This window comes from Microbacterium sp. NPDC055665 (assembly GCF_053618035.1).
The window spans coordinates 1093109-1107101 of sequence record NZ_JBSHGY010000001.1 but is presented as its reverse complement, the minus strand read 5'-3'; the positions used below and the strand labels follow the sequence as shown (position 1 = coordinate 1107101).

The 13993-nt window shown below is 67.9% G+C and carries 13 protein-coding genes; 11 read left to right on the top strand and 2 right to left on the bottom strand.

From position 1 onward, the window contains the following. Positions 1–39: 39 nt before the first annotated feature. Positions 40–483, top strand: a complete 444-nt coding sequence (locus ACWGO6_RS05270; RefSeq protein WP_452326049.1) for a GtrA family protein — start codon at positions 40–42, stop codon at positions 481–483. 20 nt (positions 484–503) lie between these two features. Here ACWGO6_RS05270 and ACWGO6_RS05265 read toward each other — a convergent pair whose 3' ends face one another. Together ACWGO6_RS05265 and ACWGO6_RS05260 are read right to left on the bottom strand one after the other, a co-directional pair. After that, positions 504–1961, bottom strand: coding sequence for a polysaccharide biosynthesis tyrosine autokinase (locus ACWGO6_RS05265; protein WP_452326048.1), 1458 nt, complete (start codon positions 1959–1961; stop codon positions 504–506). A gap of 111 nt (positions 1962–2072) precedes the next feature. Further along, entirely contained in the window at positions 2073–3422 is a 1350-nt protein-coding gene (locus tag ACWGO6_RS05260) for a polysaccharide biosynthesis tyrosine autokinase (RefSeq protein ID WP_452326047.1), read from the bottom strand. A 70-nt stretch (positions 3423–3492) separates the two neighbouring features. Here ACWGO6_RS05260 and ACWGO6_RS05255 point away from each other — a divergent pair, with 70 nt between their 5' ends. The 10 genes from ACWGO6_RS05255 to ACWGO6_RS05210 all read left to right on the top strand — a co-directional run bounded on the left by ACWGO6_RS05255 (position 3493) and on the right by ACWGO6_RS05210 (position 13883). Next, positions 3493–4698, top strand: a complete 1206-nt coding sequence (locus tag ACWGO6_RS05255; RefSeq protein WP_136042847.1) for a hypothetical protein — start codon at positions 3493–3495, stop codon at positions 4696–4698. 128 nt (positions 4699–4826) lie between these two features. Next, on the top strand, positions 4827–6641 hold the full coding sequence (locus ACWGO6_RS05250; RefSeq protein WP_452326046.1) for a polysaccharide biosynthesis protein: 1815 nt from the start codon (positions 4827–4829) through the stop codon (positions 6639–6641). Then, on the top strand, positions 6638–7768 hold the full coding sequence (locus ACWGO6_RS05245; protein WP_452326045.1) for a DegT/DnrJ/EryC1/StrS family aminotransferase: 1131 nt from the start codon (positions 6638–6640) through the stop codon (positions 7766–7768). Before ACWGO6_RS05250 ends, ACWGO6_RS05245 begins: the two co-directional genes overlap by 4 nt. Next, positions 7765–8385, top strand: coding sequence for a sugar transferase (locus ACWGO6_RS05240; protein ID WP_452326044.1), 621 nt, complete (start codon positions 7765–7767; stop codon positions 8383–8385). The genes ACWGO6_RS05245 and ACWGO6_RS05240 overlap by 4 nt, the downstream gene beginning before the upstream one ends. Continuing rightward, a complete protein-coding gene (locus tag ACWGO6_RS05235; RefSeq protein ID WP_452326043.1) occupies positions 8378–9019 on the top strand; it encodes a NeuD/PglB/VioB family sugar acetyltransferase in 642 nt (213 codons plus the stop codon). The genes ACWGO6_RS05240 and ACWGO6_RS05235 overlap by 8 nt, the downstream gene beginning before the upstream one ends. Next, on the top strand, positions 9016–10137 hold the full coding sequence (locus tag ACWGO6_RS05230; protein ID WP_452326042.1) for an N-acetyl sugar amidotransferase: 1122 nt from the start codon (positions 9016–9018) through the stop codon (positions 10135–10137). The genes ACWGO6_RS05235 and ACWGO6_RS05230 overlap by 4 nt, the downstream gene beginning before the upstream one ends. Beyond that, entirely contained in the window at positions 10134–11279 is a 1146-nt protein-coding gene (locus tag ACWGO6_RS05225) for a glycosyltransferase (protein WP_452326041.1), read from the top strand. The genes ACWGO6_RS05230 and ACWGO6_RS05225 overlap by 4 nt, the downstream gene beginning before the upstream one ends. Next, the gene (locus ACWGO6_RS05220) at positions 11276–12514 is read left to right on the top strand and encodes a glycosyltransferase family 4 protein (RefSeq protein WP_452326040.1); all 1239 of its coding nucleotides are present in this window, start codon (positions 11276–11278) and stop codon (positions 12512–12514) included. Before ACWGO6_RS05225 ends, ACWGO6_RS05220 begins: the two co-directional genes overlap by 4 nt. Beyond that, positions 12511–13113, top strand: coding sequence for an imidazole glycerol phosphate synthase subunit HisH (gene hisH, locus ACWGO6_RS05215; RefSeq protein ID WP_452326039.1), 603 nt, complete (start codon positions 12511–12513; stop codon positions 13111–13113). The genes ACWGO6_RS05220 and hisH overlap by 4 nt, the downstream gene beginning before the upstream one ends. Then, entirely contained in the window at positions 13098–13883 is a 786-nt protein-coding gene (locus tag ACWGO6_RS05210; protein WP_452326038.1) for a HisA/HisF-related TIM barrel protein, read from the top strand. Before hisH ends, ACWGO6_RS05210 begins: the two co-directional genes overlap by 16 nt. Positions 13884–13993 lie beyond the last annotated feature (110 nt).

Genomic DNA, 13993 nt, shown 5'->3' with positions numbered 1-13993 from the left:
GCGGAGGGCGCGGGGATCAGCAAGTAGCCTAGTTGAGCCATGAACCCTCCCTCTCGCATCCGTCGCCTCGCCGGCGTCGGCAGCCGTTTCCTCGTCGTGGGCGCTCTGAGCACCCTCATCGAGGTCGGCGTCTTCAATCTGCTGGTCTTCGCGTGGGGATGGGATGTCGTCGCCGCGAAGATCGTCGCCTCGCTCGTCGCGCTGATCAACGCGTACATCGGGAACCGCGAGTGGACGTTCCGCCATCGCGACCGCCGCGGACGGGTTTCCGAGGTCACCCTGTTCCTCGTCACCAACGCCGTGTGCACGGCCATCGGCGCTTTCCTCGTCTGGGTGGGCGTCGAGGCGGTCGCCGCGGTCCTCGGCCGGGAGCCCGGAGCGGTCGCCGTCAACGTCGTGAACCTGACGAGCATCGTCATCGTGGTGCTGCTGCGCTTCGTGCTCTATCACGGCATCGTCTTCCGGGTGGCGCCGACCAAGTAGTACGGATCGGTCGGGGCGGATCAGACTCGAGCGGTTTCGCGCTTCTTGGCGCTCTTCGCCTTCTTGGCCCGCTTGGCCTTCCGACGATCCGTCGATGTCTCGCCGTCCAGGTCGTGCGTCGACCCGTAGGTGTACGAGCCGTAGCCGTAGCTGTCCGGACCCTTCGTGGGAAGCATCGTGACGACCACGCCCAGCATCTGCACGCCGGCGTTCTCGAGTGCGCGCAGTGCCCCGGACAGCTCCTGCTTCTTCGTCTTGCCGGAGGCTGCGGCGAGGATGACGCCGCGGGTCTTGCTTCCCACCACGGCCGCATCGGTCACCAGCAGCAGCGGCGGCGCGTCGATGAGCACGTAGTCGAAGTAGTCGCCGAGCGACGTGAGCACCTGATCCATCGCAGCCGAGCCCAGCAGCTCGCTCGGGTTCGGCGGCACCTGCCCGCTCGGCAGAGCGTACAGGTCGGTGGTGCCCCACTTCTGCAGCGCGTCGGCCACGTCCTCGCGTCCGATGAGCACGTCGGTGAGTCCGACGCCGCCCTCGATGCCGAGGTAGTCGGCCACGCGGGGCAGTCGCAGGTCGCCGTCGACCAGGGCCACACGAGCGCCTGTCTCGGCGAGAGCGATGGCGAGGTTGGCGGTCGTCGTCGACTTGCCCTCACCGGGGCCTGCACTGGAGACGACGAAGATGCGGGGGCCGGCGTCGAGGTTGAGGAACTGCAGGTTCGTGCGCAGGCTGCGGAACGACTCGGCGCGCGGGCTGCGCGGATCGGCGTGCACGATGAGCGGGCGCTTGGTGGCATCCGGGTCGTACGCGATGCCGCCGAGGACGGGGCGATCGGTGACTGCCTCGATGTCGTGGAGCGTGTGGATGCGGTTGTCGAGCACGGTGCGGAGCATCGCGATGCCGAGACCGAGAGCCAGGCCGATGATGCCGCCGAGGATGATCAGCAGGCGCACGTTGGGGCTCGTCGGGGTGGAGGAGGCGATGGCGGGCTCGGTCACGGTGATGCGAACCGGGCTGACGGCGTCTTCGGTCGCGGGCTGCTCGAGCGTCTTCTGCACCGCGTCCTGGAAGCTCACGGCGACGGCGTTGGCGATGGCCGCGGCCTGCTCGGGGTCGCCGTCGGTCACGCTGACGTCGATCAGGACGGTGTTGAGCGGGGTCGTCGCTGTGACGCGGCTGCTGAGGCCCGAGACCGAGTCGTCGAGGCCGAGTTCTTCGATGACGGGTTCGAGCACGAGCGCGGTGCCGACGACGTCGACGTAGCTGGTGACCATCTGCCGTGCGAAGGTCGTGCCCTGCACGAGGTCACCGGTGGCGGCGCCCTCGGTGCGGACCGAGACGTACAGTTGCGTCGATGCGACGTACTTCGGCTGCTGCAGCGCGGCGTATCCCGCACCGCCGGCGAGGCCGAGGACCATCAGGACGAGGATCAGGATCCAGTTTCTGTGCAGCACACGCACGTAGTCGCGAAGTTCCACGCGGCAGATTCCCCCTGATGCAGTGCGACCTCTGCCGATCAAGGCGGGCCGTGAAAACGGTATCCCAGTATTCTTCCACAGCGACGGTGGGACGACCGGCGCTGCGCGTGTTCAGTGCGTCGCCGGCGCGGCGGTGCCGTAGGTCGTGCTCGCGGCGGCGGTGATCGGAGCCTTCGTCAGCACCGTCCCGAGCACTCTCGCTCCGACCGACTCGATGCTCTTGGCAGCATCGGCGAGCCGGTTGGCCTGCGACGATCCGGCGGCGGCGATCAGGAGGGCTCCTGTCGTCACGCGGGCGATCACCGCGGCATCCGTCACCAGCAGCAGCGGCGGGGCATCGATGATGACGACGTCGAAGGCCTCGGTGAGCGTCTCGATCAGGCTCTCCATCGCGGGGGAGCCGAGCAGCTCGGCCGGGTTCGGTGGCACGGTGCCGGCCGGGAGCACGAACAGGGCGCTGCGGCCCCAGCGCTGGATGACGTCGTTGAGCTGCACGCGGCCGGCCAGCACATCGCTGAGTCCGATGCCGCCCTCGATGCCGAAGTACTCGGCCACGCGGGGGAGGCGGAGGTCGCCGTCGAGCAGGGCCACGCGCTGACCCGCGTCGGCGAAGGCGAGCGCCAGGTTCGCGGCGGTGGTCGACTTCCCTTCACCCGGACCGGAGCTCGTCACGACGAAGACGCCCTGGTTGCCGGAGAAGAAGAAGCGCACGTTGGTGCGGAGGCTGCGGTAGGCCTCGGCGCGGAGTCCGTGCGGTGCGGTGCTCATGGCGAGGGGGTGCTCACCGGTGTCGGGGTCCAGCGGGATCTGTCCGAGCACCGGCACCGGCACGGCCGCCTCGACATCCGCCGCGACGCGCACCCGGCGGTCGAGCGTCGCGCGCAGGAGAGCGATGCCGACGCCGACCGCGAGGCCGAGGAGGGCGCCGATCGTGAGAGACAGGGAGAGGTTCGGCGCGACGGGCTGCGTCGGCACCTGGGCCGGTTCGAGGGTGACGATCCGGATGCTGAACGCGGCGGTCTGCTCGCGCTCTTCGAGAGTGCCGGTGACGACGGTGGCGAAGCTCTCCGCGACGGCGTTCGCGATGCGCGCGGCCTGCCCCGGGTTGCGGTCGCTGACGCTGATCGTGATGATCGCGCTGTTGAGCGGTGCCGACGCGCTGATGCCGGAGGGCGCCGAGGAGAGGCCGAGGTCTTCGACCACGGGGTCGAGCACGAGCGAGCTCGTGATGATCGAGCGGTAGGTCTCCACAGCCTGCTTCGCGTAGCCGGTGGCGAGCGCGCGTTCCGCGGGGGTGGCGGTGTCGGCGACCTGCACGGCCACCATGACCTCGGTCGAAGCCTGGTAGCGGGGAGGGGTGAGCATCGCGACCAGCGCGCCGGTGGAGAGTCCGATGAGAATGCTCGCGACGATCACGACGATCTGGCGACGGAACACCCGAAGGTAGTCATGGATGTCCATAGCTCTCCAGCATGGTCGGGTGCGATCGGCGGTATCGTCTTCCGAGACTACCCATTCCTATGAAGGCGACATGACTCACCTCGACGAGCTCTTCCCCGACGGGCCCCGCGCCGGCGACGCAGGGACGGCGGTGCTGGACGACCATCACACCGCTCGCCGGTTGCGGGAGATGATCGGGGAGCCGAGGCAGAGTGGTGCATCGGCGACATCGGACGCGGACGCCCGAGCACTCGCTGACATGGTCGAGGCCGCCGCCCGCACCGCCGTTCCGGTCGGTGCAGGATCCGGTGAGTCGTCCCGTCCGAAGAAGCGCCCGAGACGATCGATCGACGCCGTCACGCTGTCGGCAGCCTCCCTCGCCGTCGTGGCCCTCGTGGTCGCCGGCACCGTCGGCGGCATCCAGATGGCGACGGCCAGCCCGGCCGCGAGTGCCGTGGAGTCGTTGGAGGCCGATGAAGCCTCCCTCCTGAACGCTCACCAGTCGTTGAAGACCGCGGGGGACCGCCTTGTCGCCGACATCGATGCGCAGACGGCGGAGGCCGCGCAGCTCCGCAGCGCGCTCACCGGGACGAGCACCGCCGCCGATCCGGCCGGCGAACTCGACGATGCGCCGCTCGCGGTCACCGACGCGGCCGCGCTCGCCACGGCGCTCGCGGCCGTCGATGCGTACGCCTCGGGGTTGGCGGGGATCGCCGTCCCCTCGTTGCCTGCCGACTACGTGCGCGACGATATCGACGAGGACTCGCTCGTGGAGGTCGGCGGCGCGATCGACGGCGTCCAGGAGCGTTTGGTCGCGATGGACGCTGCGACCGCCGAGGCACGGGCGGTCCGCGAGCGGCTCGATGCGCTTCGCCCCACGGCCGACGCGGCGGTCGCTGCCTACGCTGCGTCGTTCGTCGCCGCGGCGGATGCGGCGATCGCCCGCTACCCGGACGCTGAGGAATCGTTGCGCACGGCCGTGTCCGACGCCGCGACGCGTGTCGCTGCCGCGGATCTGTGGGCGGCGGAGGGTCGTTCCGCGCTGGCGGCGTACCGGGACGCGTTCGTCGCGTTGGCTGCGGACCAGCTGCGGTTCGAGATCGAGCGCGAGCAGCGTGAGCAAGAGAATCAGTGGCAGCCCCAGCAACAGCAGCAGCAGGGTGACGGGAACCAGACGCCGCCCACGGACGGGAGCACCGACCCGGGGACCGGTGTCACTCCGCCGGTGACGGGCCCTGGCGACGGCGAGACGGATCCCGGCACCGACCCGCCGGCGGACGGTGAGGGAACGCCATAACGGACGGACCTGCTCATTCGCTGTGAGAACATATCTCCAGGAGAGTGAATAAGTCTGAGGGGGCTCCGCACGTGAATCCGGATGGGTCGACCGACGTGTCTACCGGCAATATTCCAATATTGTCCGAGGTGTCCGTGAAGCAGCGACGACGCCGGATGCTGGCCGCGGTGGTCGATGGGCTCGCCTGGACTTTCGGCGTCGTTCTCGCGATCGCCCTCCGTTTCGAGTTCATGATGGACGCGCGGGGCTGGATCGCGACGATCGTGCTCGCGCTCTCGGCCGGTGTCATCCAGATGGCCGTCGGATTCGCGACAGCCCTCTACCGTGGACGATTCACCTACGGTTCCTTCGACGAGGTCCGCGCGGTGGCATTGATCGTCGTGGTCGAAGCAGTGCTGCTGTCGCTGATCGTGATTCCGATCGGGCCGATCGTCGGCATCCCGCGCGGAACGCTGCTGCTCGCGTTCCCGTTCGTGCTGCTGCTGATGTTCGGCGTGCGGTACGTGGCACGTCTGGCCATCGAGCGTGCGCGCAAGCCCGGTGCGGATGCCGAGGCGGCACTGATCATCGGTGCCGGATTCCTCGGGGACAAGCTGCTCGCGAACGTCACGACCGACCCGTCCTCGCCCATCCGGCCGGTCGGTCTGCTGGACGACGATCCGGCCAAGCGCAACCTCCGTCTGCGGGGCGTTCCGGTGCTCGGCACCACGCGCGACATCGCGACGGTCGCGCGGAGCACCGGCGCGAAGCTGGCCGTCATCGCGATCCCGAGCGCCGACAGCGCGTTGCTGCGTGCGCTGAGCGACCTGGCCGAGAGTGCCGGCCTGCGGGTCGCGGTCACGCCCACCCTGGCGACGCTCGCCTCGGGGGAGCAGTCGGTCACCGACGTGCGCGACATCAGCATCGAGGATCTGATCGGGCGCCACCCCGTCGACACGAACGTCGAGCTGATCGCCGGATACATCACCGGGCGGCGCGTGCTCGTGACCGGCGCCGGAGGCTCCATCGGTTCCGAGCTGTGCCGGCAGCTGGCCAAGTACGGGCCGAGCGAGCTGATCATGGTGGACCGCGACGAGACCGGACTCCAGGTCGCTCAGCTCGGGACGGTCGGCCACGGACTGCTCGATTCTCGCGACGTCGTCCTCGCGGACATCCGTGAAGAGCAGAATCTGCTCGACATCTTCGTCGACCGTCGCCCCGAGGTCGTGTTCCATGCCGCCGCTCTGAAGCACCTGCCGATGCTCGAGCAGTATCCCGACGAGGCGTGGAAGACGAACGTGCTCGGCACGCTCAACGTGATCAACGCCGCCCGTTCCGTCGGCGTCGACACCTTCGTCAACATCTCGACCGATAAGGCCGCCAACCCCACGAGCGTGCTCGGACACTCCAAGCGGGTCGCCGAGAAGCTCACCGCCTGGGCAGGCGCCGAGACCGGAATGCGGTACCTCTCGGTGCGGTTCGGCAACGTGATCGGCAGCCGCGGGTCGATGCTGCCGACGTTCCAGCGACTCATCGCGGAGGGCCGGCCGATCACGGTCACCCACCCCGAGGCGACGCGTTACTTCATGACGATCCCCGAAGCGTGCCAGCTGGTCGTGCAGGCGGGCGGCATCGGCCGCGCGGGTGAGGTGCTGATCCTCGACATGGGCCAGCCGGTGTCGATCCTCGAGGTCGCCAAGCGCATGATCGCGATGTCGGGCAAGAGCGTCGAGATCGTTTTCACCGGGCTCCGTCGCGGCGAGAAGCTGCACGAAGAGCTCGTCGGATCGCGCGAGAACCTGGAGCGGCCCTTCCACCCGAAGGTGTCGCACACGAAGGCCGACATCATCACGCCCGAGCGGCTCAACAAGGCGGGATGGCTGGACCGGATGTACGCGAGCCCGCGGATCAATGACACGGTGGCGATCGAGCCGATCCGTATGCAGAAGGGCGCTGACGCGTGAGCGAACGCATCTACATGTCTTCCCCCGATGTCGGGGAGGCGGAGGAGCAGGCGGTCGTCGCGGCGATGCGTTCCGGATGGATCGCGCCCCTCGGCCCCGACGTCGACGCCTTCGAGCGCGAGCTCGCCGAGCGAGTCGGAGTCGCTCATGCGGTGGCGCTGAGTTCGGGAACCGCTGCCCTGCACCTCGCACTTCTCACGCTCGGCGTGAAACCGGGCGACGTGGTGCTCACCTCGTCGATGACGTTCGCCGCGACGGCCAACGCCATCGTGTACACGGGTGCCGAGCCGTATTTCATCGACGCCGACCCCGCGACCGGGAACATCGATGCGGCGTTGCTTCGTGAGGCGCTCGTCGAGTTGCGTGACGCCGGCGAGACCGTGTCGGCGATCGTTCCGGTCGACCTGCTCGGCAAGGCCATCGACTACACCGCGGTTCTCGCGATCGCCGATGAGTTCGGTGTGCCGGTCGTGGCGGACGCCGCGGAATCGTTGGGGGCGACGCACGCCGGCCGTGCAGCAGGCAGCTTCGGGCGAGCATCCATCGTGTCGTTCAACGGCAACAAGATCATGACGACGTCCGGCGGAGGGATGCTGCTCACCGACGACGCGGAGTTCGCGAAGCACGTGCGCTACCTGGCCACACAGGCCCGACAGCCGGTGGTGCACTACGAGCACACCGACATCGGCTACAACTACCGGATGAGCAACCTGCTCGCGGCGCTCGGTCGGGCGCAGCTCGCCCGCCTCGACGCGATGATCGCGCGGCGCCGGGAGATGCGTGAGCTGTACAAGCACCTCTTCGCCGACGTCGACGGCGTGGAGGTCTTCGGGGCTGAGGGAGACGAGGCGGACAACGTCTGGCTGACGTCGATCCTGGTCGACTCGTCGATCACGGGCTGGGAGCCGTCGGAGCTCGCCGCAGCGCTCGCCGCCGACGACATCGAGAGCCGTCCGCTGTGGAAGCCGATGCATGCGCAGCCGATCTTCGAGGGCGCGCGCAGCAATACGAACGGTGCGTCCGAGAGCCTGTTCGCACGGGGCCTGACTCTGCCGAGCGGCTCGGCTCTGACCGACACGCAGCGCGAACGCGTGGTCACCGCGATCCGTGGCTTCCTGAATCGATGAGTACGCGTGTGCGTCCGTACGACGTGCTGAAGCGGGGGCTCGACCTCGTCGTGTCCGCCGTCGCTCTCGTGCTGCTCTCCCCGGTCATCGTCGCGACCGCGGTGCTGGTCGCGGTCAAGCTGGGGCGCCCGGTCGTCTTCGCGCAGGCGCGCCCCGGCAAGGACGGACGGATCTTCACGCTCTACAAGTTCCGCTCGATGCGCTCCGTCGACGAAGCCCGCGGATGGGTGACCGATGCGGACAGGCTGACCCCGTTCGGTGTGCGGTTGCGATCCACGAGCCTCGACGAGCTGCCGAGTCTCTGGAACGTGCTCCGAGGCGACATGAGCATCGTCGGTCCGCGGCCGCTGCTCGTAGAGTATCTGGAGCGGTACACCCCGGAGCAGGCGCGGCGGCACGAGGTGCGGCCCGGCATCACCGGGCTCGCCCAAGTGACCGGACGCAACGCGATCTCCTGGGAGAGCAAGTTCCGGCAGGACGTGCGCTACGTCGATCGACGCAGCGCCGGGCTCGACCTGCGGATCGTCCTCGCGACGATCGGCTCCGTGCTGAAGCGCGACGGGATCTCCGCGGAAGGACACGTGACGATGTCGAAGTTCGGAGAAGCGAATGGCTGAGCGGATCGTCGTCGTCGGCGCCGGAGGATTCGGGCGGGAGACGCTCGATGTGATCGAAGCGATCAATGCAGCGGATGGATCTCTGCACCTCGTCGGCGTCGTGGATTCGGGGCCGCGGCAGGAGGACCTCGGTCGATTGGCGGAGCGTGGCGTCGTCTACCTCGGCGCCGAGGAGGAATGGCTGCCGGGGGCCTCCGGCGATGAGCGATTCGTCGTGGGGATCGGCTCGCCGACCGTGCGCGAGGCCGTCGCCCGTCGCCTGACCGGCGCAGGACTGCGCGCCGTCACCCTCATCCATCCCCGTGCGGTCGTCGGTTCGCAGTCGCGTATCGGAGATGGCGTCGTCATCACCTCCGGTGTGCAGGTCTCCACCAACGTCGCCATCGGCGACCACGTGCACCTGAATCCCGCGAGCATCATCGGGCATGACGCGAGGCTCGCCGATTTCGTTTCGGTCAACCCGGGAGCGATCGTGTCCGGGAACGTGGTCGTCGAGAGCGGCGCGCTGCTCGGCGCGGGATCGGTCGTACTGCAAGGGCTCACGGTGGGCGCCGGAGCGACAGTAGGGGGCGCGGCCTGCGTGACCAAGGACGTCGCCGCGGGGACGACAGTGAAAGGGGTGCCCGCTCGATGACCGTTCGAGAATGCACACGTTGCATCATGAACTCCGCCGTGGACCCAGACCTGGTCCTCGTCGACGGAGTGTGCAACCACTGTCTCCGCTACGACGCACTGCTGGAATCCCGCGTCGTCCCCGTCGAGCAGCGCCCGGCGAAGCTGGCACAAGTCGTCGAGGCGATCTCCCGTGCCGGGAAGGGGCGGGAGTACGACTGCATCATCGGCGTGAGCGGGGGAGTGGACAGCTCCTACGTCGCGCTGCAGGTGAAGCGACTCGGACTCCGTCCGCTCGCCGTCCACGTCGACAACGGCTGGAACTCCGCCCTCGCCGTCCTGAACATCGAACGTCTCCTGCGGACGCTCGACATCGACCTCCACACCGAGGTGCTGCGGCTCGACGAGTTCTACGACCTGCAGCGCTCGTTCCTCCTGGCGTCGACGCCGGACGCAGACATTCCGAGTGACCACGCGATCCAGGCGACGCTCTGGAAGGTCGCTCGTGATCACGGCGTGCGGTTCATCATCTCCGGGATGAACTTCGCCACCGAGTCGATCAGCGTTCCCTCGTGGTCGTACGGCCACTCCGACTGGCGCTATCTCAACGACGTGCACCGCCGATTCGGCCGGGTGCCGTTGCGGACGTATCCGCATTTCGGGTTCGTGACGCTCGCATGGACGACTTTCGTCAGACGCGTGCGGATCGTGTCCATCCTCAACTACCTCGAGTACGACAAGTCGAAGGCGATGGACGAGCTCGTCGAGCACCTCGGCTGGGTCCCCTACGAGGGGAAGCACTACGAATCCATCTTCACGCGGTGGGTGCAGGGTTTCTATCTTCCGAAGAAGTTCGGCATCGACAAGCGCCGCGGCCACTACTCCGACCTGATCAACTCGGGTCAGATCTCGCGGGAGGATGCGCTGGCGGCGGTGGCCGAGAGCGATTACAGCGAGCGTCTGCGGGCAGAGGACGAGATCCTGCTGCTCAAGAAGCTGTCGCTGACGCCGGAACAGCTCGCCGAGATCGTCGAGCGACCGGCGTCGAGCTACCGCGCCTACCGGAACTCCTACGGCTTCGTGCAGTTCCTCAGAGGGACGGTCAACCGGCTACGCAAGCTGGGGCTCTACCCACGATGACCGAGAGCGTGAACGTCCATATCTATCCCGCACCCATCGTCAACGAGAGCCGCATCTTCCGGGAGACGAAGGCGGTGGCCGAGGCGGGCCTGTTCGAGGAGGTCGTCGTCACCGGTCAGCGGGGCGCCGGACTCCCGGATGTCGAACGACTCGACGACGACCGGTCGATCGAACGTGTCGGCTCCGTCGTAGACGAGAGGCCGCGCTCGATCCTAGGGCGCATCCTGGAACAGATCTCCTGGTCGATGGCGGTCTACCGCCGGTGGCGCACGCGCCCGGTGCGCGTCGTCAACGCGCACTCCGTTGCGGTGTTGCCGGTCTGTCACGCGATCGCGCGCCGTCATCGCGCTGCGTTGATCTACGACACCCATGAGCTCGAGACGGAGACCTCGACGTCGACGGGCATCCAGGGCAGGGTCTTCCGGATGATCGAGAGACACTACGTGCGCCGGTGCGACGCAGTGCTCGTCGTCAACGAATCGATTGCGGACTGGTATCGCGCCGCGTATCCGGGTGTGCGGGTGACCAGCGTGCGCAACGCGCCCTCCCGTGAGCGGGATCCGCGGGCCGTCGACCTGCGTCGGAGGTTCGGCATCCCCTCCGAGACCCGGGTCTACGTGCACGTCGGGAACATCGTGCCGCATCGTCATGTGGCCGAGATCCTCGAGGCGTTCGCCGTGCGTGAGTCGTCCGGCGATCACGTCGTGTTCATCGGTGCGGGCACTCTGGAGAACCTGGTGCGGACTGCCGCGGAGCGGCACGCGAACATCCATTTCCTCGGCGCCGTGCCGGCGGATGAAGTCGTCGACACCGTCGCGGGAGGAGACGTCGGCCTCTGCCTGATCGAGGCGACTTGCCTCTCGTACGCCCTCTCCCTGCCCAACAAGGCGCTGGAGTACTCCATGGCGGGCATTCCCTTCTTCTATACGGATCTCGTGGAGGTCGACCGTCTGCTCGGTCCGCAGGCGGCGTCCTGGAAGGTCGGAGCCGATGCGGCGTCTCTGGTCAGGGCCATGTCGTCGCTCAGCGACACGGACGTCGCTGAGGGGCGCCGGGCGATCGCAGACGTCGAGCTCCCGGATTGGCAGACCGAATCCGCTCGCATGCTCGATGAGTACCGGCGAGTGCGGGGGACCGCGTGAAGACTGTCTGGATCGTCAACCACTACGCGACCGACCCGCAGGAGACGGCATCCGGGTCGCGACACTTCTCGCTTGCGCGAGGGCTCGTCGAGCGCGGCTGGACCGTTGTCCTGCTCGCCGCCAGCACGGAGCACCCATCCGGACGTCGCCGGGCCGGACTCGCGGACGCACGGGCGAGCGACCGCACGCGCGACGGCGTGCGATTCCGATTTCTCCCTACCCCGGAGTACAGCGGGGGGCTGGGCCGACTCCGGAACATGGCCGCCTTCACGGCGGCTCTCCTGCGCCGCTCGAACGTGCGGGACCTCCCTCGCCCCGACGTGGTGATCGGCAGCACCGTCCATCCGCTCGCGGCGTGGGCGGCTTCGGTCCTGGCGCGCCGGGCCGGCGTTCCGTTCGTCTTCGAGATCCGCGACCTGTGGCCGCAGACCCTCATCGACATGGGCAAGCTCCGGCCGCGAGGCCCGCTGACTTGGATGCTGCGGCGACTGGAGCGCCTGCTCTGCGACCGTGCAGAAGCCATCATCACTCTGCTGCCGTTCGCCTCCGAGTACCTGGTCGCGCAGGGGGTGCCGGAGGAGAAGGTGGTCTGGATCTCGAACGGCACGGACGCCGAAGACTTCGACGGTGCACTGCCAGCCGGTGGCGAAGACTTCGTCTTCATGTACCTCGGATCCGTCGGCAGGGCGAACGGACTGGGAGCGATCGTGGAGGGCTTCCTCTCCGCTGCCGCCTCAGAGCCGAGGCTGCGACTGGTTATCGTCGGGAACGGAGCGGAACTGCCGGCGATCGAACGTCGCGCCGCCGGGTCTTCCCTCGGCGATCGGATCGCCTTCGAGCCACCCGTCCCCAAGGATCGCGTTCCTTCCCTGGTCGGACGAGCCGATGCGATGGTCATCAACATCCTCGACCTCGACGTCTACCGCTTCGGGGTGAGCATGAACAAGATCTTCGACTACGCCGCCGCAGCGCGCCCGATCCTCGTGGCGAGCAGCGCTCGAAACAACATGGTCGCCGACGCCGATGCCGGCGTCGTCGTCCCGGCTGACGACGCGGCAGGACTCGGAGCAGCGATGATCCGGATGGCGGCGCGGGATGCGGCTGACGACCGGGCGAGGTGGGCGGCGAATGCGCGGGCGCACGTCATCGCAAACTACGACTATCGGGCGCTGGCTGAGCGACTGGATGGACTGCTCAGCGGATGCATAGCACGCAAGGGAGACGAACACGGATGATCACGATCGTCGACTACGGGGTGGGGAACATCGGGTCCCTCATCAACATGTCTCGCCGGATCGGGCAGGAGGCCGAACTCTCTGCGGACCCTGAGCAGATCGCGAGTGCCGAGCGGCTGCTGCTCCCGGGTGTCGGCGCCTTCGACACCGCCACCGACAAGCTCCGTTCCGGAGGGTTCGATGCGGCGATCCATGATTTCGCCCGCACCGGCCGCCCGCTCCTCGGGATCTGCCTCGGCATGCAGCTACTCCTCGATTCGAGCGAGGAAGGTACGTCTGCCGGGTTGGGACTCATCCCAGGAGGCAGCGTGCGCTTCGACGACTCGGGCGGGATCCGCGTGCCTCACATGGGCTGGAACCAGCTGACCGTGCGCAAGCCCGCCGCGATCGTCGAGGGACTCCCGACGAATCGTCGCTTCTACTTCGTGCACAGCTATCGCGTGGTCGTCTCGGACGAGCGTGATGAGCTGGCGCGGAGCGACTACGGAGGAGAGTTCACCTCGATGGTGCAGCGCGAGAACGTCACCGGGGCCCAGTTCCACCCGGAGAAGAGCCACGCCTTCGGCATGCAGATGCTCGACCAGTGGGCGCGCTCGTGATCGGCCCGCGGGTGATCCCGGTCCTCCAGATCGATGAAGGCGGCTGGCTGGTCAAGACGCGGCAGTACCGGAGCCCGCGCTACCTCGGTGATCCCATCAACGCGGTGAAGATCTTCAACGAGAAGCAGGTCGACGAACTCGTGGTCGTCGACATCGCCGCTAGCCGATCGCATCGCGATCCGGCGTACGACGTCCTCGCCGACATCGCGTCCGAGGCCTTCATGCCGGTGGCATACGGCGGCGGGCTGCAGTCCCTCGACCAGGCTCGACGTGTGGTCAACCTCGGCGTCGAGAAAGTCATCGTCAACTCCGCCCTGTTCACCGAGCCGGCGGCCGTGGAGATGATGGCGGCGGAGCTCGGATCGCAGAGCGTTGTGGCGAGCATCGACGTGCGGCGCGGCGCCGATGGCGCACTCGTGACGACGAGCGCTTCCGGAACGAAAGACGAGTCGGAGACGGCCGATGCCTTGGCGCGCCGCGCGGTCTCGATGGGCGTCGGCGAGATCATCGTTTCGGCGACCGATAGGGAGGGGAAGCGCGAGGGATACGACCTGAACGCTATTCGTACTGTCTCGTCTGCTGTGCGCGTGCCCGTGATCGCGCTCGGAGGAGCCGACGGCATCGACGCCTTCGCTGACGCGCTAGGCGCGGGCGCCAGCGCGGTCGCTGCGGGGAGCCAATTCGTCTTCTACGGCCGCCGCGAGGCCGTGCTGATCACGTATCCGGATCCGGTTGCTGTCGCCTCGTTGGCCGGCCTCGATGCGAGTTAGGACCATCTGACATGCCTAGATGCAGCGTATGTATGATCCGACAAGTCGACGGCCGATTAGTGGGTAGGCTCTAGGCCTGTGGAACAAGCTCATGAGGGATCGGTTTATGG

Coding starts and splice junctions, on each gene's coding strand:
- ACWGO6_RS05230 (WP_452326042.1), top strand. CDS start 9,016: ATGACCGTTCGAGAATGCACACGTTGCATCATGAACTCCGCCGTGGAC.
- ACWGO6_RS05240 (WP_452326044.1), top strand. CDS start 7,765: ATGAGTACGCGTGTGCGTCCGTACGACGTGCTGAAGCGGGGGCTCGAC.
- hisH (WP_452326039.1), top strand. CDS start 12,511: ATGATCACGATCGTCGACTACGGGGTGGGGAACATCGGGTCCCTCATC.
- ACWGO6_RS05270 (WP_452326049.1), top strand. CDS start 40: ATGAACCCTCCCTCTCGCATCCGTCGCCTCGCCGGCGTCGGCAGCCGT.
- ACWGO6_RS05225 (WP_452326041.1), top strand. CDS start 10,134: ATGACCGAGAGCGTGAACGTCCATATCTATCCCGCACCCATCGTCAAC.
- ACWGO6_RS05255 (WP_136042847.1), top strand. CDS start 3,493: ATGACTCACCTCGACGAGCTCTTCCCCGACGGGCCCCGCGCCGGCGAC.
- ACWGO6_RS05260 (WP_452326047.1), bottom strand. CDS start 3,422: ATGGACATCCATGACTACCTTCGGGTGTTCCGTCGCCAGATCGTCGTG.
- ACWGO6_RS05235 (WP_452326043.1), top strand. CDS start 8,378: ATGGCTGAGCGGATCGTCGTCGTCGGCGCCGGAGGATTCGGGCGGGAG.